The organism is Rhizobium ecuadorense (genome assembly GCF_001187535.1).
Taxonomy (GTDB): Bacteria; Pseudomonadota; Alphaproteobacteria; order Rhizobiales; family Rhizobiaceae; genus Rhizobium; species Rhizobium ecuadorense.
The window spans coordinates 34,475-58,175 of record NZ_LFIO01000459.1; the positions used below are offsets into that span (position 1 = coordinate 34,475).

General features: G+C 60.8%; 21 protein-coding genes, 2 tRNA genes and 1 riboswitch. Of the genes, 17 read left to right on the top strand and 6 right to left on the bottom strand.

The window, feature by feature from the left end:
- Positions 1-84 precede the first annotated feature (84 nt).
- The gene (locus tag AF337_RS11295; RefSeq protein ID WP_152970983.1) at positions 85-1,491 is read left to right on the top strand and encodes an AAA family ATPase; all 1,407 of its coding nucleotides are present in this window, start codon (positions 85-87) and stop codon (positions 1,489-1,491) included.
- The gene (locus AF337_RS11300) at positions 1,492-2,352 is read left to right on the top strand and encodes a DUF4435 domain-containing protein (RefSeq protein ID WP_049732254.1); all 861 of its coding nucleotides are present in this window, start codon (positions 1,492-1,494) and stop codon (positions 2,350-2,352) included.
- Between the two features lie 58 nt (positions 2,353-2,410).
- Here the strand turns inward: AF337_RS11300 and AF337_RS11305 are convergent.
- A tRNA-Thr gene (locus AF337_RS11305) sits at positions 2,411-2,486 on the bottom strand.
- A gap of 121 nt (positions 2,487-2,607) precedes the next feature.
- Positions 2,608-3,567 carry an NAD(P)H-dependent flavin oxidoreductase gene (locus AF337_RS11310; protein WP_049732255.1) on the bottom strand — a complete coding sequence of 320 codons (960 nt, stop codon included), beginning with the start codon at positions 3,565-3,567 and terminating at the stop codon, positions 2,608-2,610.
- A gap of 286 nt (positions 3,568-3,853) precedes the next feature.
- Here AF337_RS11310 and AF337_RS11315 point away from each other — a divergent pair, with 286 nt between their 5' ends.
- Positions 3,854-5,053, top strand: coding sequence for a hypothetical protein (locus AF337_RS11315; RefSeq protein ID WP_049732256.1), 1,200 nt, complete (start codon positions 3,854-3,856; stop codon positions 5,051-5,053).
- 99 nt (positions 5,054-5,152) lie between these two features.
- Here AF337_RS11315 and ppk2 read toward each other — a convergent pair whose 3' ends face one another.
- Positions 5,153-6,034: a polyphosphate kinase 2 gene (gene ppk2, locus AF337_RS11320; protein WP_049732270.1), complete on the bottom strand. Its 882-nt coding sequence runs from the start codon at positions 6,032-6,034 to the stop codon at positions 5,153-5,155.
- A gap of 239 nt (positions 6,035-6,273) precedes the next feature.
- On the opposite strand from ppk2, the gene phoR reads away from it, so the two are divergent.
- The 8 genes from phoR to phoB all read left to right on the top strand — a co-directional run bounded on the left by phoR (position 6,274) and on the right by phoB (position 14,886).
- Positions 6,274-7,497 (top strand): phosphate regulon sensor histidine kinase PhoR, encoded by a 1,224-nt coding sequence (gene phoR, locus AF337_RS11325; RefSeq protein WP_049732257.1) that lies wholly within the window; start codon positions 6,274-6,276, stop codon positions 7,495-7,497.
- A 146-nt stretch (positions 7,498-7,643) separates the two neighbouring features.
- Complete coding sequence (locus AF337_RS11330) at positions 7,644-8,045, top strand: endonuclease domain-containing protein (RefSeq protein WP_049732258.1); 402 nt, start codon at positions 7,644-7,646, stop codon at positions 8,043-8,045.
- A gap of 458 nt (positions 8,046-8,503) precedes the next feature.
- The gene (locus tag AF337_RS11335; protein WP_049732259.1) at positions 8,504-9,538 is read left to right on the top strand and encodes a substrate-binding domain-containing protein; all 1,035 of its coding nucleotides are present in this window, start codon (positions 8,504-8,506) and stop codon (positions 9,536-9,538) included.
- A gap of 137 nt (positions 9,539-9,675) precedes the next feature.
- Positions 9,676-11,157 carry a phosphate ABC transporter permease subunit PstC gene (gene pstC / locus AF337_RS11340; RefSeq protein WP_049732260.1) on the top strand — a complete coding sequence of 494 codons (1,482 nt, stop codon included), beginning with the start codon at positions 9,676-9,678 and terminating at the stop codon, positions 11,155-11,157.
- Positions 11,154-12,476 carry a phosphate ABC transporter permease PstA gene (pstA, locus tag AF337_RS11345; protein ID WP_049732261.1) on the top strand — a complete coding sequence of 441 codons (1,323 nt, stop codon included), beginning with the start codon at positions 11,154-11,156 and terminating at the stop codon, positions 12,474-12,476. The genes pstC and pstA overlap by 4 nt, the downstream gene beginning before the upstream one ends.
- Positions 12,477-12,491: 15 nt before the next feature.
- Positions 12,492-13,307: a phosphate ABC transporter ATP-binding protein PstB gene (gene pstB / locus AF337_RS11350; RefSeq protein WP_049732262.1), complete on the top strand. Its 816-nt coding sequence runs from the start codon at positions 12,492-12,494 to the stop codon at positions 13,305-13,307.
- Between the two features lie 44 nt (positions 13,308-13,351).
- Entirely contained in the window at positions 13,352-14,065 is a 714-nt protein-coding gene (gene phoU / locus AF337_RS11355; protein ID WP_003570614.1) for a phosphate signaling complex protein PhoU, read from the top strand.
- A gap of 137 nt (positions 14,066-14,202) precedes the next feature.
- Positions 14,203-14,886: a phosphate regulon transcriptional regulator PhoB gene (phoB, locus tag AF337_RS11360; RefSeq protein ID WP_003570612.1), complete on the top strand. Its 684-nt coding sequence runs from the start codon at positions 14,203-14,205 to the stop codon at positions 14,884-14,886.
- A gap of 273 nt (positions 14,887-15,159) precedes the next feature.
- Here the strand turns inward: phoB and AF337_RS11365 are convergent, their stop codons facing one another.
- The gene (locus AF337_RS11365) at positions 15,160-15,693 is read right to left on the bottom strand and encodes a GcrA family cell cycle regulator (protein ID WP_049732263.1); all 534 of its coding nucleotides are present in this window, start codon (positions 15,691-15,693) and stop codon (positions 15,160-15,162) included.
- A gap of 425 nt (positions 15,694-16,118) precedes the next feature.
- On the opposite strand from AF337_RS11365, the gene AF337_RS11370 reads away from it, so the two are divergent.
- From AF337_RS11370 to AF337_RS11385, 4 genes are all read left to right on the top strand, one after another.
- Positions 16,119-17,318, top strand: coding sequence for an aspartate aminotransferase family protein (locus tag AF337_RS11370; protein WP_049732264.1), 1,200 nt, complete (start codon positions 16,119-16,121; stop codon positions 17,316-17,318).
- 36 nt (positions 17,319-17,354) lie between these two features.
- On the top strand, positions 17,355-18,269 hold the full coding sequence (argF, locus tag AF337_RS11375) for an ornithine carbamoyltransferase (protein ID WP_003570603.1): 915 nt from the start codon (positions 17,355-17,357) through the stop codon (positions 18,267-18,269).
- Between the two features lie 88 nt (positions 18,270-18,357).
- Positions 18,358-19,350: an Hsp33 family molecular chaperone gene (locus AF337_RS11380; RefSeq protein WP_049732265.1), complete on the top strand. Its 993-nt coding sequence runs from the start codon at positions 18,358-18,360 to the stop codon at positions 19,348-19,350.
- A 107-nt stretch (positions 19,351-19,457) separates the two neighbouring features.
- Positions 19,458-20,045: a hypothetical protein gene (locus AF337_RS11385; protein ID WP_049732271.1), complete on the top strand. Its 588-nt coding sequence runs from the start codon at positions 19,458-19,460 to the stop codon at positions 20,043-20,045.
- A 183-nt stretch (positions 20,046-20,228) separates the two neighbouring features.
- Here AF337_RS11385 and apaG read toward each other — a convergent pair whose 3' ends face one another.
- Both apaG and AF337_RS11395 read right to left on the bottom strand, forming a co-directional pair.
- Positions 20,229-20,621, bottom strand: coding sequence for a Co2+/Mg2+ efflux protein ApaG (gene apaG / locus AF337_RS11390; RefSeq protein ID WP_049732266.1), 393 nt, complete (start codon positions 20,619-20,621; stop codon positions 20,229-20,231).
- 256 nt (positions 20,622-20,877) lie between these two features.
- Complete coding sequence (locus tag AF337_RS11395) at positions 20,878-22,062, bottom strand: O-succinylhomoserine sulfhydrylase (protein ID WP_049732267.1); 1,185 nt, start codon at positions 22,060-22,062, stop codon at positions 20,878-20,880.
- Between the two features lie 42 nt (positions 22,063-22,104).
- Positions 22,105-22,183: riboswitch (SAM riboswitch) on the bottom strand.
- 73 nt (positions 22,184-22,256) lie between these two features.
- Between AF337_RS11395 and AF337_RS11400 the strand changes: the two genes are divergently transcribed.
- Complete coding sequence (locus tag AF337_RS11400; protein WP_049732268.1) at positions 22,257-23,351, top strand: 2'-deoxycytidine 5'-triphosphate deaminase; 1,095 nt, start codon at positions 22,257-22,259, stop codon at positions 23,349-23,351.
- Positions 23,352-23,410: 59 nt separating this feature from the next.
- A tRNA-Gly gene (locus tag AF337_RS11405) sits at positions 23,411-23,484 on the top strand.
- Positions 23,485-23,701: the final 217 nt, after the last annotated feature.

Below are 23,701 nucleotides of genomic sequence, written 5' to 3' on the forward strand. Positions count from 1 at the left end.
TTATCAAGTCATATCACAGATAGTACCCGAGCTTCCGGTCAGCGACGTATGGCTGTGAATGGGGTTTTAGAGAGGGCTACCTAAGTGAGCTTAGGAAAGAAGATCAGGCGGGTTGCGGTTGAACGATTGCAGGGCGTGTTCGACTACGAGATAACGTTTCCTGACGGCGCGGATACCATCATCATCATCGCGCCCAATGGCTACGGCAAAACGGCACTGCTCTCACTGATAAAAGATTGCTTAAGCCTCAACCTGCGACGAACAGCCAGCCATACGTTCCAGACACTGGAGATCAACTTTCAGGACGGCACCACGTGGAAGTTCGATAGGACTCTAGACGAAGAGCGAGTTCGGTATGAACCCTCGCTACGTCACAAGACTGTCTTGGATCCGGATTGGGTTCGCTTTGCTGAGTTGCAAGAACAACATAGCTGGGTATCGATGAAGCGGTATGACGCTTCGGGCGAAGAAGTTATCGAAGATCCACCGCATCTCGAAAATCTTAATCACCGAATGGTACTGCGTGCGCTTGAACGAGTTCGCTTCCTGTCGCCAGAATCCTCGTCAATGGTTAGGGATTTGCGCGAAGGTGTGAGCCTTCCTATCAGCGAAGCGCTGGTGAAATACTATCACGAAATCGCAGCAGATCCTCGTGTCCGGGAAATGCTAACCGCTGTTGCGCCTTCTGCAGTTTGGTCGGGTGTGGAGCCGATTGAATGCGTGTTCATCGAAACGCAACGCTTGCTGTATTCCAAACCAACTTCTCAAGACGGTGAGAAGGGCGCCTCTCAGGAAGAAATACTGAGGCAAGTCGCAAGTCTTTCAAAGCTGCTGCATAAAAACTACTCAGACTATGCCGCAACCTCACAAACTCTGGATCGTTCTTTTCCAAATAGATTGATAGCCCGTGCTCGGGATGGGATCAGCCCGAATCCCGATGATCTAAGGAAGAGTCTTATCGGAATTGAAAAACAGCGAGCAGCGCTCACTGAAGCCGGTATTCTGTTCGAACAGGCGGATAATATTATCTCAACGGACGATGATCTGCTGCCGAAGGTTGTGGATGCGCTGCAGATCTACGTCGAAGATTCTCAGGAGAAGCTGCGAACCTACGACGAGATCTTTCCGAAGATATCAGTATTCCGTGAGCTGATGTCTAGCAAACTTAGGCCCAAAAAGCTTTCAATTGGTCGTGACTTTGGCGCATCGGTCTACCGCGACGGAATTTCGTTGAAATTGGAAGGGCTGAGTTCCGGAGAAAAGCATGAATTTATTATGCTTTTCAAGCTGATATTTGAGACTCCGAGCGAGTCGCTTGTCTTGATTGATGAGCCAGAGATTTCACTGCATGTCGTGTGGCAACTAGAGTTCATGTCGGATCTAAGACGGATTCAGTCGGCCAATCCGTTCCAGAGCATTATTGCAACTCACTCCCCGCAAATTTTCCAGGGTTTTAAACACCTTCTAGTAGATCTGGCGGACCAAGTCTAAATGAACTCTGTAGACAGACATCTTGATGCCGAGAGCAAAGCCGCGACGTTGCTTGCGATGCGGAGCGCAAAAAAGGAAGTGTTTCTGATTGTTGAAGGTGACAGCGACGTTGATGTCCTAGCCAACGCGTTGCGAGTTCCTCGCTCAAACATTCTCAGTTGCGATGGCAAGGAAACCCTTATGGCTGTGTACCGAATGGCTCCTCAAAAAGGCATCGATGAGGGCTCAGTATTCTTACGCGACCGAGACAATGACGATGTGTCGACCGGGTTATCCAGCGGAGTGTTACTCCTTGTGACTAGCCGATACGATCTTGAAATGGAGTTGCTTGAAAACAGGATATTTCAGCGCATCTTGTCGGAGTTTATGAGAGACACAGTCGGCGCGGCGCAAGCGAAAGCGGAATTTGATAAAATTTGCGAGGCAGCATCTGCTGTTGGAGCTCTGAGAATATACTCCCAGGACCACACCGCTAATTTGGATTTTGACGAGCTTAAATACAATCGCTTTTTGAACTCGAGGAATTTGGCTGTCGATATCAGCAATGCCGTGCGCTACATATTTGCAAAGTCAAAGGTCGCTTTGGCCAATCCTGCGGCCGTTAAAGCCGCTGTTGTGCAGACTTTACAAGGAAGGGCCGCTGCAGACATCGTCTGCTGCAAAGAGTTTGTGGACGTCCTCCATCTCGCGCTATCTAGACACTATAACGCTTGCGACGCGAGAGAATGCCTCCCAAGCATTCTCAGTAGAACGATACGAATCTCCGCTGTTCACGAAGACTTCAAGATGATGGCTCTGTATCCTCCGTTCTCTTCCCATGTGGCGGGGTGTGGCTACGGGTGGTCAGGTTCGCCCCTATGACGTCTGAATTTTGAGTCCTGCCGTCAGAACCCATGTTTCAAGTGTTGATTTAGGAAAATGGTGCCGCTTGCAGGACTCGAACCTGCGACCCCATCATTACGAATGATGTGCTCTACCACCTGAGCTAAAGCGGCATCTCACGGCCGAAGCATGCGGCCCGCGATTTGCATGGCGCTGATACAGCCATTGTCCGAAGATTTCAAGCGCCCTGTCATGGCTTTGGCAAAAAAGAGGGCAGGGGCGGCGAGTTCAGGTTCAGAGGCGAAGCCGGGCGCGGGCGGCCTTGTATTCGGCCTCCAGCCGGTCGACGAGTTTGGCCACCGGCTCGACGGCCTTGACGGCGCTGATGCCCTGGCCGCTGCCCCAGATGTCCTTCCAGGCCTTGGCGCCGCCGACCGCCTGTTCGAAATCCATCTTCGAGACATCGGCGGCGGGCAGGTTGTCCGGGTCCATGCCGGCGGCGACGATCGAGGGTTTGAGATAGTTGCCGTGCACGCCGGTAAAATAGTTGGAATAGACGATATCGCTGGCAGCGCCTTCGACGATCGCCTGCTTGTAGGGTTCAGTGGCGCGCGCTTCTTCAGTGGCGATGAAGGGCGAGCCGATATAGGCCATGTCGGCGCCCATCGCTTCTGCGGCAAGAATGGCGCCGCCGGTCGAAATGGCACCGGCAAGCAGCAGCGGCCCGTCGAACCATTCGCGGATTTCCTGGACGAGCGCGAAGGGCGACAGCGTGCCGGCATGGCCGCCGGCGCCGGCCGCCACCGCAATCAGCCCGTCGGCGCCCTTGCGGATGGCCGAATGGGCGTGGCGGTTGTTGATAATGTCATGCAGCACGATGCCGCCATAGGAATGCACGGCGGCGTTGACCTCGGGCACGGCGCCGAGTGAGGAGATGACAACAGGCACCTTGTATTTGACGCAGAGCGACAGATCATGCTCCAGCCGCTTGTTCGACATGTGGACGATCTGGTTGACGGCAAAGGGGGCGGCCGGCCTGTCGGGATGGGCGGCGTCGTGGCGGGCAAGCTCTTCGGTGATCTCGGCCAGCCATTCGTCGAGCTGGCTTGCCGGCCGGGCGTTCAGCGCCGGAAACGCCCCGATGATACCCGCCTTGCATTGCGCCAGCGTCAGCGCCGGATGCGAGATGATGAACAGCGGCGAGCCGATGACCGGCAGTCTCAATTTATCCCGGAGGATCGGGGGCAGGGCCATGGTGGACGCTTCCATTGACGTTTACGAAAACGTCAATCTCATAACAGAGAAGAAAAGCCGATAAAAGAGCGGCCGCCACGCCTTCGTCGATTTCTGCCCGAATATATGCGGCTGACAAAGCTGGTAGAATAAGGTCCGCAAGCGGCAAAACCTGGCGATTATCCCCGCCGATCCGCTACAGCCTGGCCTGCAAGGCTTGCGGTTTGCCGCACTTGCCGCTACCGAATTTTGATGGAGAACGGCGGGGATTGCAGTCCGATGCCGGGTTCAAGGTGAAGGACTTGAAGTGAGCGGATTAGAAACGGCCATCAGAACAGCGCTCGACAATTCCGATCGCGACAATCCGGAGGTTCGAGCGAGGATCTACCAGTCGGCCCGCCAGGCGCTTGAAGCCGGCCTGCGCAAGCAGGATATCACCGAGACCGAGGTCGTTGCCCATCATCGCCATCGCCTGGAAAGCACCATCCACGCCATCGAGAGCGAGGAGCGCGACCGCCTGCACCCGCGCCAGAGGCCGCCTGAAGTGCCCGTTCCGCCCGTCGTGGAAATGCCGGCGCCGCCGGTTCAAACGGGTGATGTCGGCGATATCGACAATCTCATCGACGGCCCCGTGGCTGCAGGCGGGACCCGCGCTCCCGAGGTGGCCCACAGCCGCGGCGACGATTTCAGCCTCGACGACGTGCATGCCGGCAGGGCCGATCATCTGGCTGCCGCCCCGGTCGGTGAGGAGCGGCTTGCCCGCGGTCAGCGCGCCACCAACATGGATTTCCGCCCGGAGCGGGCGGCAGGCCGCCGCAAGCCGCGCAAATTCTTTTCCAGGCTTCTCGTCTGGTGCGTGCTGCTGGCCTTCATCGGCATCGGCGCCTGGTGGGCGCATACATCAGGCCTGCTGATGACGGCCGCCGAGCGCGACACCAGCGTCGCCAATCCGCCCGCCAGCACCCAGCCCGAGGATTTCACCGGCAATGACGACAGCGCCGGCAATGCCGCCCCTCACACCGACGAGCCGGTGACCATCGATCCGCAGAACAGCTTTTCGGCCGATTGGATCCCGCTGTTCAAGCCTGATGACGCCGACAAGATCCAGAGCGGCCCGCGGGCGCGCACCGAAAAGATCGCCGAGAATGACGGCCCCGCCGTCCGCCTGATTTCCGAGAGCGGTGCGGCCGACGGCAATATCTCGATCAGCGTGCCCGCATCGGTGCTGCAGCAGCTTGCCGGCAAATCCTCGACGATCGCGCTGACGCTGCAATCCACAAGTGACGAGCCGACGCAGGTGACCGTCGAATGCAATTTCCAGTCGCTCGGCAATTGCGCCCGCCATCGCTTCAATGTCACCCGCGAAAAATCGGATGCGCTGCTGCAGGTGAAGTTCGACCGCTCGCTGGCGCCGAATGCACCGGGCACGCTGACGATCAATAGCGATCTCGACGGCAAGGCGCGCGGCATCAACCTCTTCGCCATCCGCATCCTGCCGGGGCAATAATCCCAGCCTCGGCGAAGCCGATGGCCTCGGTCCTCCCAGCAAAGCTGGTGGCCCGGCCCCGGCAAAGCCGGTAGCCCCGGCGTGCCTCGTCAGAAAACCCTACTTCAAGAAACCGGGCCCTGACCCGATGATCTCCTTGTCGACCGTGCCGAGCGCCTTCTCGTCCTTGCCGTCATAATCCATCCGGTTCAGCATGTGGCGGATGAGTTCGAGGCGCGTCCGCCGCTTGTCGTTGGCGCGGATCACCGTCCAGGGCGCGAAATCCGTATGGGTTTCCTTCAGCATGCGATTGCGCTTTTCGCTGTAATCGCCCCACTTCGTCAGCGCGGCAATGTCCATCGACGACAGTTTCCAGACTTTCAGCGGATCGTGCCTGCGGTCGTGGAAACGCTTCAGCTGCATTTCGCGGCCGATATCGAGATAGAATTTGAAGAAGAAGATGCCCTCATGGGCGATGATCTTTTCGAGCTGCGGCGCCTGCTTGAGAAAATCCTCATACTGCTGCGGCGTGCAGAAGCCCATCACCGGCTCGACGCCGGCGCGGTTGTACCAGGAGCGGTCGAACAGCACGAATTCGCCTGCGGTCGGGAACTGCGCGACATAACGCTGGAAATACCATTGCCCCTGTTCGCGCTCGGTCGGCTTGGTCAGCGCCACGACGCGCGCAAGGCGGGGGTTCATATTCTCCGAGGAGGCGGAGATGGCGCCGCCCTTGCCGGCCGCATCGCGCCCTTCGAACAGCGCCATCACCCGCTTGCCTGATGCCTGCAGCCAGAACTGCACCTTGACGAGCTCGATCTGCAGCTTTTCCAGCTGCTCGACATAGTCCTCTTCCTTCAGCTTCTTCTTGTGGGGAAAGTCGCCGGAGGCAAGCGCGTGTTCCTCCACCCAGTCCGGCAGGATGGGATCGTCGACATCGAAGATGCGTTGCTTTCCGTGGATCTCCAGCTCCACGGCCCTGCTTTCGACGGTTTCGGCCATATGCTCCTCCTTAAGCCCGATCGCTTCTTTCCTGCAGGCGAACATATTTACCGTTGAAAATCAAATCTCTCGCATTCGCCGATAATTTTTCGCGGGTTCGGCTGCGGCCTTTCGCATCGAAGCGGCAACCCGAAAATTTCTGTCATGAATTGCCGCTATCAGGCAGAGTTCAATATAAGAAACACGAATCGACGCCGCGAGGGCACTTGCAAGACGAAACTCCGTGGAGAAAAAGCCTGTTGGCGCGCATCCGGCGCGAACGGCCGGTGCTGCTGGCGGCGATCCTCAGCGCGCTCGCCGCGCTTGCCGCCGGCATGAACAAATGGGTGGTGCTCATCCTGCTGCTCGTTATGGTCGTCACCGCGCTTTTCAATGAGGCGCCTGATATCAAGGCAGAACCGGCCGAGCCCGTTGAGATCAAGCCGGAGGTGTTGCCGAGCCGCCTGCCGGAGGTGTCCGCCACGCTCGCCGGCCTCGATATCCCGGTCATGGTGCTGTCGGACGATGCCTCGGTGCTCTTCCAGAACCGGGCAGCCGAAAAGGCCTTCGGCGAGGTGGCGCTCGGCGCCCATATATCGGGCCGCATGCGTTCACCAGGCGTGCTCGACATGGTGCGCGAAACCATCGCCACCAACGCGCCGAACCAGATCGAGCATGCCGAGCGGCTGCCGTCGGAGCGCGTCTATATCGTCCGCAGCGCGCCTATTGAATTTTCGGCCGAGGGCGGGCCGCATGAGCGCTATTTCATCCTCTCCTTCCGCGATATTTCAGAGGTTCGCCGCATCGACCGCATGCGGTCGGATTTCGTCGCCAATGCCAGCCATGAGCTGCGCACGCCGCTTGCCTCGCTGCGCGGCTTCATCGAGACCATCCAGGGGCCGGCGAAGAACGATCTGAAGGCGCAGGCGCGTTTCCTCGCCATCATGTTCGACCAGGCGACGCGCATGAGCCGGCTGGTCGACGACCTCTTGTCGTTGTCCCGGCTGGAGCTGAAATCACATATCGCGCCGGATGAGAAGGTTGATCTGGTGCCGCTGCTCGGCCATGTCCGGGATTCGCTGGTGCCGCTCGCAAAAGATGTCGGCGTCGACATCGACCTGCATCTGCCCGACGGCAAGGTCGAGGTGCTGGGAGACCGCGACGAACTCGTCCAGGTGTTCGAGAACCTGATGGAAAATGCCTGCAAATACGGCCAGGAGGGCAAGATCGTCGATGTCTGGCTGAAGAACGGCGCCGGCCAGCCCGTCGAGGTCAGCATCGTCGACAAGGGACCGGGCATTCCGGCCGAGCATGTGCCGCGCCTGACCGAGCGCTTCTACCGCGTCAGCATCGAGGACAGCCGCTCGAAAAAAGGCACCGGCCTCGGCCTCGCCATCGTCAAACACATCCTCACCCGCCACAGGGCGCGGCTGATCGTCAAGTCAGAAGTCGGCAAGGGCACCGATTTCACCGTGCGGTTCTAATGACCGAATGGAGAGGCTGCCCCTCACCCTAACCCTCTCCCCGCAGGCGGGGAGAGGGGACCTGTCGCTCTCGTATGGCACGTCCCCTCTCCCCGTAAAACGGGGAGAGGGTTAGGGTGAGGGGCAAATCACACGGAACGACATCGATGAGAGGCCCTAAGCCGAAAACCACCGCCCGAGCGCGATCGTTGCGTCAGTCGGACAATGACGCGGAAGGCAAACTATGGAATGAGCTGCGCGATCGGCGGCTCAACGGACATAAATTCGTCCGGCAATTGCCGATCGGTCCCTATTTTGCGGATTTCGCCTGCCGTGAACTGCGGCTGGTGATCGAAATCGACGGCAGCCAACACGCAGGCAATCGACGCGACGCAATTCGGGATGTCTTCATGACCGGCAACGGCTGGTCGGTCGTTCGCTTCTGGAACGTGGATGTGCTCAGAGAACTGTCGTCCGTGCTGGAGACGATCGTTGCGATTTGCGAGGGACGGCTGGTCGAACGTGTCGAGGCGACGGATTTGCGGTTCTTTCCGGCAGCGGGCGATTAGCGATGGCGTGCTGTTGCCTGCCCCTCACCCTAACCCTCTCCCCGTAAAAACAGGGAGAGGGGACTTGCCCCGCGAGACGTTGGCGAGGGACGGAGAGGTCGCGGCTTATCCCCTTCTCCCCGTAAAACGGGGAGAAGGTGCCGGCAGGCGGATGAGGGGCAGACACACGGTACGATCTCAATGAAAGGATGCAAGAGTCTTCACTTTCTGGTGTGCTATGTGGTTCTGCAACACAAAGTAGTTAAGCGGCCAAAAATTCAGATCCCTGTGACGCATCCACTCCAGGTGTGTAGAAATTGATATTGAATATCAACAACTTAACCTGTCACAAATGTTTCACCGATTTGACATAAAAGGACGGTGCTTACAGCGCTAAGAGAGTCCCGCCGATGAAAAAAGGCACTGCGAGGGCCTCTCGAAAGGCCGCACTCACACAAGCCCAATGCGGGAGATTTCTAATGAACACCTTCAAGCTCACCGTTGCCGCGCTCGCTGCAACCGCCGCTTTCGCTGGCGCTGCCGTCGCCCGCGACCAGATTCAGGTTGCTGGTTCGTCCACCGTCCTGCCTTACGCAAAGATCGTTGCCGAGTCCTTCGGCGAAACCTTCACCAACTTCAAGACGCCGGTCGTTGAATCCGGCGGCACGGGCGCTGGTCTGAAGGAATTCTGCAAGGGCGTTGGCGAAGACACCATCGACATTGCCAACGCTTCGCGTCCGATCAACAAGAACGAAGCCGAAGCCTGCAAGGCTGCCGGCGTAACCGACATCCAGGAAGTCAAGATCGGTTATGACGGCATCGTCTTCGCAACCGACTCTTCCAATCCGGATGTTGCCTACGTCCCCGCAGATATCTACAAGGCCCTCGCAGCCCAGGTCGTCGTCGACGGCAAGCTCGTCGCCAACCCCTACAAGAAGTGGTCGGAAGTCAACCCGAAGCTTCCGGCTGTTGATATCGCCGCCTATATCCCGGGCGAAAAGCACGGCACCCGCGAAGTCTTCGAACAGAACGTTCTCGCTGCCGGCTGCAAGGCTTCGGGTGCTCTCGACGTCATCGCCAAGGAAATCTCCGACAAGGCCGCTCAGACGAAGGCCTGCGTCGCAGTCCGCAAGGACGGCGCTGCTGTCGACATCGACGGCGACTATCCGGAAACGCTCGCCCGCATCGCCGCCAACAAGACCGGCGTCGGCGTATTCGGCCTCTCCTTCTACGAAAACAACGCCGACAAGCTCAAGGTTGCGAGCATGAGCGGTATCGTTCCGTCGACGGAAACGATCGCCAACGGCACCTACCCGGTTTCCCGCCCGCTGTTCTTCTACGTCAAGAAGGCGCATCTCGGCGCCGTTCCGGGCCTGAAGGAATATGTCAACTTCTTCGTATCCGACCAGATGATCGGCCCCGACAGCCCGCTCGTCGAATACGGCCTGGTTGCTGCTCCCGATGCCGAGCGCGACGCGATCCGCAAGGACGTCGAAGCCGGCAAGTCCATGTGATCACTTTGCCGGCGCGGCGCTGCAAAGCCCGCGCCGGCATTGACTTACCCCCTCGCGCCGGCGTTGCCGCCGCCGCAGGGTTGAATTCATTCCGCATGATTGGGCTTTTTGGGGCTGCGGGCCTGGGGACGTAACGAATGAGCACATCCATCATACTTTTGTGCCTTGTGGTGATCGGCGCCGCCGCCTATCTGGTCGCGCGCAGCCGGGCCTCGGCTCTTGCCGGAGGCAAATCCTCCGCTCTGCATTCACGGCCGGCCTATTACGGCGCCTATGCGGCGATCTGGGCGGTTCTTCCCGCCCTCATCATCCTCTGCGTCTGGCTCTCGGTCAGCCCCGGCATCATCCAGTCCTCGGTTCGCAGCCACTTCCCTGACGAGGTCAAGGCTCAGCCCGCCGTCGAGCAGGATCTTGGTTATTCCATGGTGGCGACGCTTGCCCGCGGCCTGACGATGTTGACCGCGGATGAAACCGCAGCAGTCGGCACCGATCCGGCGGCTCTCCAGGCCAAGCTCAGCGAAAAGGGCGTGCCGCTTGCCGGCCAGCCGCTGCCTTACATGCTCGGCGCCGCCAAGACGCTCAACGCCATGAGCACATCGAGCCGCCTCGCCATGACGGCGGTCGTCTTCATTCTCGCCGTTGCCGGCGCCTTCTATGCGCTGCGCGCCATCGCGCCCCGCTTCCGCGCCCGCAACCGGGTCGAGCGCGTCATGCTCTGGGGCCTGCTGCTCGCCTCGTCGATCGCCATCCTGACGACGATCGGCATCGTGCTCTCCATGCTGTCGGAAGCCGCCCGCTTCTTTGCCGCTGTTCCCGCCGCCGACTTCTTCTTCGGCACCGTCTGGGACCCGCGTTTTGCCGGCGCCGGCAGTTCGTCCTTCGGCCAGTTCGGCCTGATCCCGCTCTTGCTCGGCACGCTCTATATCGGCCTGGTCGCCATGCTGGTTGCCGTGCCGGTCGGCCTCTTTGCCGCCATCTACATGGCTGAATACGCCTCGCCGAAGCTGCGCGGGATCGCCAAGCCGCTGCTCGAAGTGCTGGCCGGCATTCCCACGATCGTCTACGGCTTCTTCGCGCTCGTCACCGTCGGCCCGTTCCTGCGCGATTTCTCCGCTCAGATCAGCGGCCTGCTCTCCGGCAACTACACCAACTTCATCCAGGCGCAGAGCGTTCTGACCGCCGGCATCGTCATGGGCATCATGCTGATCCCCTACGTCTCCTCGCTGTCGGACGACATCATCACCGCCGTGCCGCGGGCACTGCGTGACGGTTCGCTCGGTCTCGGCGCCACCCGCTCCGAAACCATCAAGAAAGTGGTTCTGCCGGCCGCTCTTCCCGGCATCGTCGGCGCGCTGCTGATGACCGCCTCGCGCGCCATCGGCGAAACCATGATCGTCGTGCTGGCCGCCGGTGTCGCCGCCCGCATCCAGATCAATCCTTTCGAGCCGATGACGACGGTGACCGTCAAGATCGTCAATCAGCTGACCGGCGACCTCGAGTTCACCTCGCCGCAGACGCTGGTTGCTTTCGCTCTTGGCATCACGCTGTTCTGCATCACGCTTTGCCTCAACATCTATGCGCTCTACATCGTGCGCAAATACCGGGAGCAGTACGAATGACGGATATTGTTTCTCCCACATCAGGCGTCACCGTCTCCAAGGCGCCAGCGCGCCGCGATATCGGCATCAAGCGCCGCTACGCCGCCGAACGCCGGTTCCAGGCCTATGGCATCGCCGCCATCACCTTCGGTCTCGTCTTCCTGTTCATCCTGCTGTGGACGGTGATCGGCAAAGGCTACACCGCCTTCCAGCAGACGGCGATCACCCTGCCGATCGAATTCACCGAGAAGACGATCGACCCCAGCAATAAGCGTGCGACCGACCCTTCGGTGCTGATTGCCGCCAATTATCCGGTTCTGCTGCGCGACGCGATCGTCAAGCAGCTGAATATCAACGCCTCGAGCAAGCCTGACGTGCGCGATGCAGCCGCCATGCTCTCCAAGGGCGCGCCGATCCAGCTGCGCGACATGGTCGTCGCCGACCCGACGATCATCGGCAAGACGGTCAATGTCACCGTGCTCGCCGACGCCAATGTCGACAGCGCCAACAAGGGCCAGATCGACCTTTCGGTCGATGAGAAGAACCGCAAGGTCAACGACAAGCAGGTTGGCTGGATGAACGAGCTGAAGGCGAGCGGCGCTCTGCACAAGCAGTTCAACACCGGCCTCTTCGTCAACGGCAATTCCAGCCGTCCTGAGGCTGCAGGCCTTGGCGTCGCCCTCATCGGCTCGCTCTACCTGATGCTGATCGTGCTGGCGCTCGCTCTGCCGATCGGCGTTGCCGCCTCGATCTATCTCGAGGAGTTTGCCCCGAAGAACCGGCTGACCGACCTGATCGAGGTCAATATCAACAACCTCGCCGCCGTCCCTTCGATCGTCTATGGCCTGCTCGGCCTATCCGTCTTCATCAACTTCGTCGGCCTACCGCGTTCGGCTTCGCTGGTCGGCGGCCTGGTGCTGACGCTGATGACCCTGCCGACGATCATCATCGCCACCCGTGCGGCGCTCCGCGCTGTGCCGCCGTCGATCCGCGCCGCAGCGCTCGGCCTCGGCGCTTCGAAGATGCAGATGGTGTTCCACCATGTTCTGCCGCTCGCCATGCCCGGCATCTTGACCGGCACGATCATCGGCCTGGCGCACGCGCTCGGCGAAACCGCGCCGCTGCTCCTGATCGGCATGGTCGCCTTCGTCGCCAACGCGCCGACGACACCGCTCGATCCCTCGACGGCCCTGCCGGTGCAGGTCTATATGTGGGCCAACGAGGCCGAACGGGCCTTCGTCGAGCGTACTTCGGGTGCCATCATCGTCCTGCTCCTGTTCCTGATCGTCATGAACATGGGCGCCATCCTCTTGCGTCGTCGCTTCGAGCGCCGCTGGTAAACGGAGTTACAGATCATGAACATGTTGACGGAAGCTGCAGTTGAAAAGGCGCTGGATCAGAAGATGAGCAACGTCCCGTATAAGATGATCGGCCAGGATGTCTCGGTTTACTACGGCGAGAAGCGCGCGCTTTTCGATGTGAACCTGAACATCCGCGAAAACACCGTAACCGCGCTGATCGGCCCGTCCGGCTGCGGCAAGTCGACCTTTCTGCGGAGCCTGAACCGCATGAACGACACGATCGACGGTTGCCGCGTCGCCGGCAAGATCACGCTGGACGGCGACGATATCTATGATCCCGATATCGACGTCGTCGAACTGCGCGCCCGCGTCGGCATGGTCTTCCAGAAGCCGAACCCGTTCCCGAAGACGATCTACGAAAACGTCTCCTACGGCCCGCGCATCCATGGCCTTGCCAAGTCGAAGGCCGATCTCGACCAGATCGTCGAGACCAGCCTGCAGCGCGCCGGCCTCTGGAACGAGGTCAAGGACCGCGTGCATGAATCCGGCACCGGCCTCTCCGGCGGCCAGCAGCAGCGCCTCTGCATCGCCCGCGCCGTCGCCGTCAGCCCCGAAGTCATCCTGATGGACGAGCCCTGCTCGGCGCTCGACCCGATCGCCACCGCCAAGGTCGAGGAGCTGATCCACGAACTGCGCGAGAACTACACGATCGTCATCGTCACCCACTCCATGCAGCAGGCCGCGCGCGTTTCGCAGCGCACCGCCATGTTCCACCTCGGCAATCTGGTCGAGGAGAACGACACCGACAAGATGTTCACCAATCCCGACGATCCGCGCACCCAGGACTACATCATGGGTCGCTTCGGCTGATTTTGGCGTCACCAAGCCTTCCCGTTATTCGAGGATAAAGCCCCATGGCATCGACACATATTTATTCTGCCTATGATGATGATCTGAAGTTCCTGTCCAGGCGGATTTCCGAAATGGGCGGCCTGGCCGAGCAGATGGTCGCCGAATCCGTCCGGGCGCTAGTCAACGGCGATACGGCGCTCGCCCAGAAGGTCATCTCCGACGACGTGATCCTCGATCACGCCGAGCGCGAAATCGGCGACAAGGCGATCGTCACCATCGCCCGCCGTCAGCCGATGGCCGCCGACCTGCGCGAAATCATGGGTTCGATCCGCATCGCCGCCGATCTCGAACGCGTCGGCGACCTCGGCAAGAACACCGCCAAGCGCGTCATCGCCGTGCAGAGCACCGGCGTTCCCCGCAAGCTCGCCCGCGGCCTCGAGCATCTCTCCGAGCTGGCGCTCGTCCAGCTCAAGGAAGTGCTCGACGTCTACACGACACGCGCCGCCGACAAGGCGAGTGCGATCCGCGAGCGCGACAACGAGATCGACGCGATGTACACCTCGCTGTTCCGCGAGCTCTTGACCTACATGATGGAAGATCCGCGCAACATCACCAGCTGCACGCATCTTCTCTTCTGCGCCAAGAACATCGAGCGCATCGGCGACCACGCCACCAACATTGCCGAGACAATCTATTACATGGCGACCGGCGCCCAGCCGGAAGGTGACCGTCCGAAGGACGACAGCGCCAACACCGTCGGCGCGGTCACGGAATAACCGCCTAAACCAGACGATTGCGTGCGCGCCCATGTGGGGCGCGCAAAGAGGTCGCAGCCGATTTTTGTGAATTTGCGCAGGATGCATTGCTTAAATCACCCCCGGTTTAAGGATCATGCGCGAGGAGACCGACACGCATGATCCCGAGAGTTGCAGTTGTTGAAGACGAGGAAGCCCTGAGCGTGCTTCTCCGCTACAATCTCGAAGCTGAGGGCTTCGAGGTCGATACCATTCTTCGTGGCGACGAGGCCGAAATCAGGCTTCAGGAGCGCACGCCCGACCTTCTGATCCTCGACTGGATGCTGCCCGGCGTCTCCGGCATCGAGCTTTGCCGGCGCCTGCGCATGCGGCCGGAAACCGAGCGCCTGCCGATCATCATGCTGACGGCGCGCGGCGAAGAGAGCGAACGTGTCCGCGGGCTGTCGACGGGGGCCGACGATTACGTCGTCAAGCCCTTCTCGACCCCCGAGCTCGTTGCCCGCGTCAAGGCGATGCTGCGCCGCGCCCGCCCCGAGGTGCTGTCGACCGTGCTGAAATGCGGCGATATCGAACTCGACCGCGAAACCCACCGCGTCCACCGCAAGAGCCGCGAAGTCCGCCTCGGCCCGACCGAATTCCGCCTGCTGGAATTCCTGATGTCGTCGCCCGGCCGGGTCTTCTCCCGCTCGCAGCTCTTGGACGGCGTCTGGGGCCACGACATCTATGTCGACGAACGCACCGTCGACGTCCATGTCGGCCGCCTGCGCAAGGCGCTGAACTTCTCCAACATGCAAGACGTCATCCGTACCGTCCGCGGCGCCGGCTATTCGATGGAAGCCTGAGGGGTATCTGACAAAGTCGAGCAAGCTCCGCCCCTCACCCTAACCGACCGGGGTCGAGCCACGCGTCTCGACCCGTCCTTCGGACCCCCGTAAACGGGGCGAGGGGACGTGCCTCTGCGAGAGGTGGGTGAGGGCCGAGAGGTTGCGGCATATCCCCTTCGCCCCGCGCGCGGGGAGAAGGTGCCGGCAGGCGGAGGGGCAGCCACACCCAACGCACTCACAAAAAAACGGGCCTTGCAGCCCGTTTTTGCATCTCGATAATGCCTTACCCGCTCAGCTTGCCCGCGCCGCTGCCCGGCGGCGTTCGTTGATCGGCTGGTAGGCGAGTTTCTGGTGATAGCTGCAATAGGGCGAATTGTCCGGGGACTCGCAGCCGCAGAAGTGGAAGTCGTCCTTCAGCGGATCGCCGACCGGCCACTTGCAGGTGCGTTCGGTCAGTTCCGTCAGGCCGAGGCGGCGCGAGATCGGCACGACCACGTTGCCCCTCGGCACGTATTCCATTTCCTCGACCGTTTCGATCTCGATCTCTTCCTTCAGCATCGTCGCGCCCTGCTGGCGGGTGACGGTGCGGGTAGCGATCCGCGAGGCGTAGTTCGGCGCGCGCGGCGCAGATGTATTGCGTTTCGGCGTCCGCGCCGTGGCGGCCGTGCCGCCGGCCTTGGCGCGGCCGGGAAGGCTCAGCCTGTGTACCTTGCCGATCACAGCGTTTCTGCTGACACCGCCAAGTTGTGCCGCGATCTGGCTGGCGCTCAGTCCTTCGGCCCAAAGCTTCTTGAGTTTCTCGACCCGCTCGTCTGTCCAGTTCATGCCCTGTCTCCACCTTTCGCGTTGGTGATGGCAGAATCCCTCACCGTTGTCCCGGAAGCCTCCGAAACAAGAAACGCCTGATCAATTTTGGTGACTAGTTCCGCCGCATGCAGTCTAGTAATTGAACTTTAACCTAGTGTGAGCCTGACTCCGTGACAAGAGTCGCATGAATCCGGATGAATCGAATTCGGAGTTTTCCCCAACTTGCTGCCCCGGCGTGGCATTTCTGCAATATTGCCTGTTGAAGGTCGAAAACACCGCTGTACAACCTTGCTGCATGCGCTAAGGGCGCAGTTTTGTTGACATTGCAGCGCGAAAAGGAAATAGTACCGCTGGCCGCCGCAAGGCGGCATTTTTGATTTTTCGGGCCTGGTTTTCTTAGCCGGAGTCCGTTGCTAGACAACGCTGATCGGGAGACCCGCGCCATGGCCGAAGCCGCGCCGCTTTATGACACCTATTCTCGTGCCCCGCTGCGGTTCGAGCGAGGCGAGGGCGTATGGCTGATCACCGAAGGCGGCGAGCGTTATCTCGATTTCGGCGCCGGCGTCGCCGTTACCTCGGTCGGACACAGCAACCCGCATGTGGTCGGCGCCTTGAAGGAGCAGGCCGACAAGGTCTGGCACCTCTCCAACATCTATGAAATCCCCGGCCAGGAGCGCCTGGCCAAGCGGCTGACGGACGCGACCTTCGCCGACAAGGTGTTCTTCACCAATTCCGGCGCCGAGGCGCTCGAATGCGCGATCAAGACGGCGCGTCGCTACCAGTTTTCCAAGGGCCATCCCGAGCGCTTCCATATCATCACCTTCGAAGGCGCCTTCCATGGGCGCACGCTCGCGACCATCGCCGCCGGCGGCCAGGAGAAATATCTCGAAGGTTTCGGCCCCAAGGCGCCGGGCTTCGATCAGGTGGCTTTCGGCGATATCGAAGCGGTCCGCGCCGCCATCACCGATGCGACGGCGGCCATCCTCATCGAGCCGGTGCAGGGCGAGGGCGGTGTGCGCCCCGCCACCCCCGAATTCATGAGGGCGCTGCGCCAGATCTGCGACGAAAACGGCCTGCTGCTGATCCTCGACGAGGTCCAGACCGGCGTCGGCCGCACCGGCAAGCTCTTTGCCCATGAGTGGTCGGGCGTCACCCCCGACATCATGGCGGTCGCCAAGGGCATCGGCGGCGGTTTCCCGCTCGGCGCCTGCCTGGCCACGTCAGAGGCCGCCTCCGGCATGCAGGCCGGCACGCACGGCTCGACCTATGGCGGCAATCCGCTCGCCATGGCCGTCGGCGGCGCCGTGCTCGACATCATCCTCGCCGATGGCTTCCTCCAGCAGGTGCGCGACGTCGCCCTCGTCTTCCGCCAGGGCCTCGCCTCGCTGAAGGATCGTTATCCCGATGTGATCGAGGATATCCGAGGCGAGGGGCTGCTGCTCGGCGTCAAGGCTGCTATTCCCTCGGCTGAACTGCTGCAGGCGATCCGCGCCGCACATCTGCTCGGCGTTCCCGCCGGCGACAACGTCATCCGCCTTCTCCCGCCGCTCGTCGTCACCGCCGAGGAAGCCCGCGAGGGCCTTGCCCGCATCGAGCGCGCCGCCGAGAGCATCCGCGCCTCCAAGGTCAAGAAGACGGCTTGAAAGGATTGTGCCTGCGGGCGCACGACAGGTAAGAACATGGCTCCTAAACATTTCCTCGATCTTTCGGCCGTCACCTCAGCCGACCTCAGAACCATCATGAACGATGCGCTCGCCCGCAAGCAGGCCTTTAAGGCCGGCAAGGGCGACAAGCCGCTCGCCGGCAAGATGCTGGCGATGATCTTCGAGAAGCCGTCGACCCGCACCCGCGTCTCCTTCGATGTCGGCATGCGCCAGCTCGGCGGCGAAACATTGTTCCTGTCCGGCACCGAGATGCAGCTCGGCCGCGCCGAGACGATCGGCGACACCGCCAAGGTGCTGTCGCGTTATGTCGATGCGATCATGATCCGAACCACAGAACATTCCAGGCTCAAGGAGCTTGCCGAGCATGCGACGGTGCCGGTGATCAATGCGCTGACGGATGATACCCATCCCTGCCAGATCATGGCCGACATCATGACCTTCGAAGAGCATCGCGGCCCGATCAAGGGCAAGACCATCGCCTGGACCGGCGACGGCAACAATGTGCTACATTCGCTGGTCGAGGGTGCTGCGCGTTTCGGCTATCGCATGAACATGGCCGTACCCCTTGGTTCGGAGCCCAAGGATCACTATCTGAACTGGGCCCGCAATGAGGGCGCCGAAATCATGCTCTGCCATGATGCCGACCGAGCGGTCGAAGGCGTCGATTGCGTGGTGACCGATACCTGGGTCTCCATGAATCAGGAACATCGGGCCCGGGGTCACAACGTCTTCCAGCCTTACCAGGTCAACGCGGCCTTGATGGCGAAGGCCGGCAGCGATGCATTGTTCATGCATTGCCTGCCCGCGCATCGCGGCGAGGAAGTGACGGACGAGGTGATCGACGGCCCGCAATCCGTGGTCTTCGATGAGGCGGAAAACCGTCTTCATGCGCAGAAGTCGATTCTTGCTTGGTGCCTGGGCGCGATCTGAACCATAATCGGACGCCGCGTGTGAAAAACGCGCGGCCGCGCGAGCGAAGGGCACACTGTCCTTTCGCTTGAAAACTAGGAGTGAATCCATGGCAGAAGCTGCAGCCGCCCTCGGCCAGTTCGATTTCGCCGGCGATGACCATGTCGTCCCCTTTCAGGTGGAGGGTCTGGATGTGCGCGGCCGCGCCGTCCAGCTCGGCCCGATGCTCGATGCGATCCTCGAGCGCCATCATTACCCCGCCCCCGTCGCCCGGCTGCTTGCCGAAGTCGTGGTGCTGACGGTGCTGCTCGGCACATCGCTGAAGTTCGACGGCAAGTTTACGGTGCAGACCAAGGGCGATGGCCCGGTCGATCTTCTCGTCGCCGATTTCTCGACGCCGGAAAATGTCCGCGCCTATGCCCGTTTCGATCAGGCGCTGCTCAACAAGGCCGTTGAAGCTGGCGAAACCGAGCCGGAGCAGTTGCTCGGCCGTGGCGTGCTCGCCTTCACCATCGACCAGGGCAAGTTCGGCCAGCCCTATCAGGGCATCGTCGCGCTCGACGGCACCTCGCTGGAGGAGATCGCCGGCGTCTATTTCCGCCAGTCGGAGCAGATCCCGACGCGCGTGCGCCTGGCCGCGGCCGAACTCCTCGATCGCGACGAGGCGGGCAAGCCGCGCCATCGCTGGCGGGCCGGCGGCCTTGTCGCCCAGTTCCTGCCTGAGGCGCCCGAGCGCATGCGCCAGCCCGATCTGCATGGAGGCGACGGCGACACCGGCAGCCGCCCGCATGGCGAGGACGACTCCTGGACCGAAGCCCGTTCGTTGGTCGAAACCATAGATGCCGACGAGTTGACCGACCCCCAGGTCGGCACCGAGCGGCTGCTGTTCCGCCTGTTCCACGAGCGCGGTGTTCGCGTCTACGAACCGCGCGCGGTCTTCGACCGCTGCAGCTGTTCGCGCGACAAGATCAAGGGCGTGCTGAAAGGCTTCACCGCCGAGGAGATCGAGGCCAGCCAGGAAAATGGCGAGATCGCCGTCACCTGCGAATTCTGCTCGACCACCTACCGCTTCGAGCCGGCGGAACTTCAGCCGGCGGAATAACATTAGTCGCGCGTAGCGCGAAAAAGATGCGCATGCAGCGGCACAGTGGCTCGGCTTTTGGTAGTCACTGTGCCCTATTATCGCAGCTGGTTCGGGGCGGGACGTCAATGCGGCTTTTGTATTTTGTATTCGCATTCATTGCAGTGATGCCACGGATTGTCTTGGCTGACGACGAAACAATCAAATGGAAAGAGGTTGGCGGCTGGACCGTGGCTGTCGATCCGACCTTAGGCAACGGCTGTTTTGTTCTCACGTCCTTTGATGACGGCACCGTTTTTCGTCTGGGCCTCAATTATTCAAAAAAGGAAAGCCCCTTTTACATAGTGTTCGCAAATCCGAACTGGAAATCCTTGGAAGTGGGAAAGCAATATCCCATCGAACTGTCGTTAGATCGTTCTCAATGGACGGCGAATGCGAGCGCTCTCGATCTTGATGGCTTCAAGGGACTATGGATCGATTTCAAGGATTCCGGTCTCATTGCCGAGTTCGCTCGTAAACTGAGTTTTCGCGCCACCTTTAACGGAAAACAGATTGTTGCCCTGAGTTTGAAAAACTCCGTCAGGGCAACGGGTGAGTTGCTCACCTGCCAGAAGGCGGTAAACGCTGCGGTCGCAAAACAGCCGGCACCGCCCCAATCAAAAGATCCGTTCGAAGCAAAGCCAGGCACCCAGGCCTCGGATCCTTTTGACCTTTAGTCGGTTGTTGACCGGTCAAGGCTGAGGATCCGCGGCCGCGGGTACGGCGTCCATGTTGGCACTGACTGGAAGGTTGCATCCGACCTCATCCACGCGCAGTGTTTGCCGCATGGGTCCCCGGGTCAAGCCCGAGGACCCATGCGGCAAGCGCGGCGTTCGTGTTCGAACTGACAAAGCAACCCGTCAGTTGAGCACGCGCAGCAGCCCTGGTGAATCCAGCGAGAAGGCGGGGATGTCGACATCGAACATCTCGCCTTCGTCCGTTTCCATCTGATAATGGCCGAACATCAGGCCGGAGGGGGTGTCGAGCGGGCAGCCGGAGGAATATTCGTAGGTGTCGCCGGGGCTGAGACGCGGCTGTTCGCCGACGACGCCGGGGCCGGTCACCTCGTCCACCTGTCCGTTCTGGTCGGTGATATTCCAGTAGCGGTTGACCAGGCGGACGGCGATGCCGGAATTGTTGCTGATGACAATCCGGTAACCCCAGACATAGCGATCGTCGTCCGGATCGGATTGCTCCTCCAGATAGAATGGTTCGACGACGACTTCGATATCTTTTGTGAGGGCGCGATACATGCCTTGCACCTTAGTCAAGATATGTTACCCGTATCTTATAAGAGGGCCTGTCCGTCAAGAAACGGAACGTTGATCGTGAATAAAACGGTCATGATCGAAGGTGTTTCGATCGTTAAGCCTAATTGTCAGCGTTAATTCCAATTCCGAACGCCGGCACGGCCGAACTTGTTCCCCCGGCCGGATCTTCGAGAAGTCCGGCCCGGCCGAACCCTGGCAAGCCGAACCCCAAATGAGGTCCGGCCGCCATTGTCGTCGATCAGGCCGAGACCTTGGCAAGCGCCTTGGCGAAATCCTCGATCAGGTCGTCGGTATCCTCGATGCCGGCCGAAAGGCGGACCGTGCCCGGGGAAATGCCGAGTTCGGCGCGCGCCTCTTCCGACAGGTTCTTGTGCGTCGTCGTCGCCGGATGGGTGATCAGGCTCTTGCTGTCGCCGAGATTGTTGGAAATCTTGATGATCTCGAGCGCGTTCTGCAGCGCGAAGGCCGCCTCCTTGCCGCCCTTCAGCTCGAAGGCGACGAGGGTCGAGCCGCCGGTCATCTGCTTGGCGATGATATCGGCCTGCGGATGGTCCTTGCGGCCGGGATAGATCACCTTGGCGACCTTGCCTTGCTCGGCGAGGAAATCGGCGATCTTCGCCGCATTCTGCGTCTGCTGCCTGACGCGCAGCGGCAGCGTCTCGATGCCCTTCAGCAGCGTCCAGGCATTGAACGGCGACATGGCCGGGCCGGTATGGCGGAAATAGTCGTGCAGGTTCTCGTCGATCCAGTCCTTGTCGGCCAGAACGACGCCGCCCAGGCACCGGCCCTGGCCGTCGATATGCTTGGTGGCGGAATAGACGACGATATGGGCGCCGAGATCCAGCGGCTTCTGGAAGAGCGGTGTCGCGAAGACATTGTCGACGACGACCTTGGCGCCGATCTGGTTGGCGAGCTTGGCAACGCCTGCGATATCGACCACCTCGAGCGTCGGGTTGGTCGGGCTTTCCAGGAAGAACACCTTGGTGTTCGGCCGGATTGCCTGTTCCCAGTTGGCGAGATCACGGCCGTCGACCAGCGTGCATTCAATGCCGTATTTCGGCGCCAATGTTTCCACCACCCAGCGGCAGGAGCCGAAGAGGGCGCGCGCGGCAACGATGTGGTCGCCTGCCTTGACCTGGCAGAGGATGGCCGCGCTGACCGCCGCCATGCCGGACGCGGTGGCGCGGGCGTCTTCGGCGCCTTCGAGCATGCACATGCGCTTTTCGAACATGTCGTTGGTCGGGCTGCCGTAGCGGGCGTAGATGTAACCGTCGGTCTCGCCCTTGAAGCGGGCTTCGGCCGCCTCGGACGTTTCGTAGACGAAGCCCTGCGTGAGATAGATTGCCTCGGATGTCTCGCCATATTGCGAACGCAAGGTTCCGCCGTGGACGAGTTGGGTTGCCGGGCGCCAAGTCTTGCTCATGCCATCACCTTCACATAACAAAAAAACCGGTCGCAAAAGCAGACCGGTTTCAACCCGGTCTTTTTAGCCACTTGTTTAACGTGGCTGCAAGCCGACCGGCCAAATCACCACGGGATAATTCTGCAATACTGCTGTTAGCTGCTTGCGTCAATTCCCCGTATTTGGTTTTGTCGGCGGCAAATGATGGATGAGGCATGATGGCTCGTGAAACGGGAATTCTGGCGGACCGCGCGATCGCAGCGCTGTTCGAAACGGGGCGTCTGATCTCCGAACGGGAGCTGGACCGCGACCAGATCCAGCCGGCAAGCCTCGACCTGCGCTTAGGCGCCAAGGCCTTTCGCGTGCGCGCCAGCTTCATGCCCGGCCCCTCGCATCTGGTGGCGGACAAGCTCGATCGCCTCAGCCTGCACGTGATCGACCTTTCCGAAGGCGCGGTGCTCGAAACCGGCTGCGTCTACATCGTGCCGCTGATGGAGAGCCTGGCATTGCCGGCCGAAATGTCCGCCTCGGCCAACCCGAAGAGCTCGACCGGCCGACTGGACATTTTCACCCGCGTCATCACCGATTACGCCCAGGAATTCGACAAGATCCCGGCTGGCTATGCCGGCCCGCTCTATCTGGAAATCAGCCCGCGCACCTTCCCGATCGTCGTGCGCCGCGGCTCGCGCCTGTCGCAGATCCGCTTCCGCGTCGGCCATTCGCTGCTCGGCGAGCCGGAACTTCTGAAACTGCATGAAAGCGAGACGCTGGTCGCCAGCAAGCAGCCGAACGTCTCCGGCGGCGGCATCGCGCTGTCGATCGATCTCAGCGGAGACAAGGACGGCCTGATCGGTTATCGCGGCAAGCACCACACAGCCGTCGTCGATGTCGACGAGAAAGATCAGCACGATATCTTCGACTTCTGGGAGCCGCTCTATAGCCGCGGCCGCAACGAACTGATCCTCGATCCGGATGAGTTCTATATCCTCGTCTCGCGCGAGGCCGTGCATGTGCCGCCGGATTATGCCGCCGAAATGACCCCCTTCGACCCACTGGTCGGCGAATTCCGCGTCCATTATGCCGGCTTCTTCGATCCCGGCTTCGGCCACGCCCCGGCCGGCGGCCGCGGCAGCCGCGCCGTGCTCGAAGTGCGTAGCCACGAAGTCCCCTTCATCCTCGAAGACGGCCAGATCGTCGGCCGCCTCGTCTACGAACACATGCAGGAAAAGCCGGCCAGCCTCTACGGCTCCGGCCTCGGCTCCAACTACCAGGCCCAGGGCCTCAAACTCTCGAAGCACTTCCGCATCTGACAGGCTGCACTCGACGCGACTTGACAGCGGCCCCCATCTGTTGGAAATCTCAGCGCATCGCGGGTGTAGCTCAATGGTAGAGCAGCAGCTTCCCAAGCTGAATACGAGGGTTCGATTCCCTTCACCCGCTCCATTTAGGAGCTTCACCCGCTTCAGTTCACGTCATTTTTGGCGGGGTATTCCCAACCCTTGACCACTTCTCCGCTGATTATTATACGCACATAAATTATCTGCGCCTTAAGGTTGATTGATAAGCGAAATCATCACATGATGGTTGGCTGATGTCGTTTTGAGGTGACCTGCCACTGAACTTTCATCCAGCGGCGATTAGAGCCCCGGCGGTTTTGAAT

Excerpts from the sequence above, each read along its gene's own strand:
- AF337_RS11370 (WP_049732264.1), top strand. The coding sequence starts at position 16,119 with ATGGCCGAAGCCGCGCCGCTTTATGACACCTATTCTCGTGCCCCGCTG.
- AF337_RS11395 (WP_049732267.1), bottom strand. The coding sequence starts at position 22,062 with ATGAGCAAGACTTGGCGCCCGGCAACCCAACTCGTCCACGGCGGAACC.
- AF337_RS11330 (WP_049732258.1), top strand. The coding sequence starts at position 7,644 with ATGAGAGGCCCTAAGCCGAAAACCACCGCCCGAGCGCGATCGTTGCGT.
- AF337_RS11335 (WP_049732259.1), top strand. The coding sequence starts at position 8,504 with ATGAACACCTTCAAGCTCACCGTTGCCGCGCTCGCTGCAACCGCCGCT.
- phoU (WP_003570614.1), top strand. The coding sequence starts at position 13,352 with ATGGCATCGACACATATTTATTCTGCCTATGATGATGATCTGAAGTTC.
- argF (WP_003570603.1), top strand. The coding sequence starts at position 17,355 with ATGGCTCCTAAACATTTCCTCGATCTTTCGGCCGTCACCTCAGCCGAC.
- phoB (WP_003570612.1), top strand. The coding sequence starts at position 14,203 with ATGATCCCGAGAGTTGCAGTTGTTGAAGACGAGGAAGCCCTGAGCGTG.
- AF337_RS11365 (WP_049732263.1), bottom strand. The coding sequence starts at position 15,693 with ATGAACTGGACAGACGAGCGGGTCGAGAAACTCAAGAAGCTTTGGGCC.
- pstB (WP_049732262.1), top strand. The coding sequence starts at position 12,492 with ATGAACATGTTGACGGAAGCTGCAGTTGAAAAGGCGCTGGATCAGAAG.
- AF337_RS11300 (WP_049732254.1), top strand. The coding sequence starts at position 1,492 with ATGAACTCTGTAGACAGACATCTTGATGCCGAGAGCAAAGCCGCGACG.
- AF337_RS11310 (WP_049732255.1), bottom strand. The coding sequence starts at position 3,567 with ATGGCCCTGCCCCCGATCCTCCGGGATAAATTGAGACTGCCGGTCATC.
- pstC (WP_049732260.1), top strand. The coding sequence starts at position 9,676 with ATGAGCACATCCATCATACTTTTGTGCCTTGTGGTGATCGGCGCCGCC.
- apaG (WP_049732266.1), bottom strand. The coding sequence starts at position 20,621 with ATGTATCGCGCCCTCACAAAAGATATCGAAGTCGTCGTCGAACCATTC.
- AF337_RS11400 (WP_049732268.1), top strand. The coding sequence starts at position 22,257 with ATGATGGCTCGTGAAACGGGAATTCTGGCGGACCGCGCGATCGCAGCG.
- AF337_RS11385 (WP_049732271.1), top strand. The coding sequence starts at position 19,458 with ATGCGGCTTTTGTATTTTGTATTCGCATTCATTGCAGTGATGCCACGG.
- AF337_RS11380 (WP_049732265.1), top strand. The coding sequence starts at position 18,358 with ATGGCAGAAGCTGCAGCCGCCCTCGGCCAGTTCGATTTCGCCGGCGAT.
- pstA (WP_049732261.1), top strand. The coding sequence starts at position 11,154 with ATGACGGATATTGTTTCTCCCACATCAGGCGTCACCGTCTCCAAGGCG.
- ppk2 (WP_049732270.1), bottom strand. The coding sequence starts at position 6,034 with ATGGCCGAAACCGTCGAAAGCAGGGCCGTGGAGCTGGAGATCCACGGA.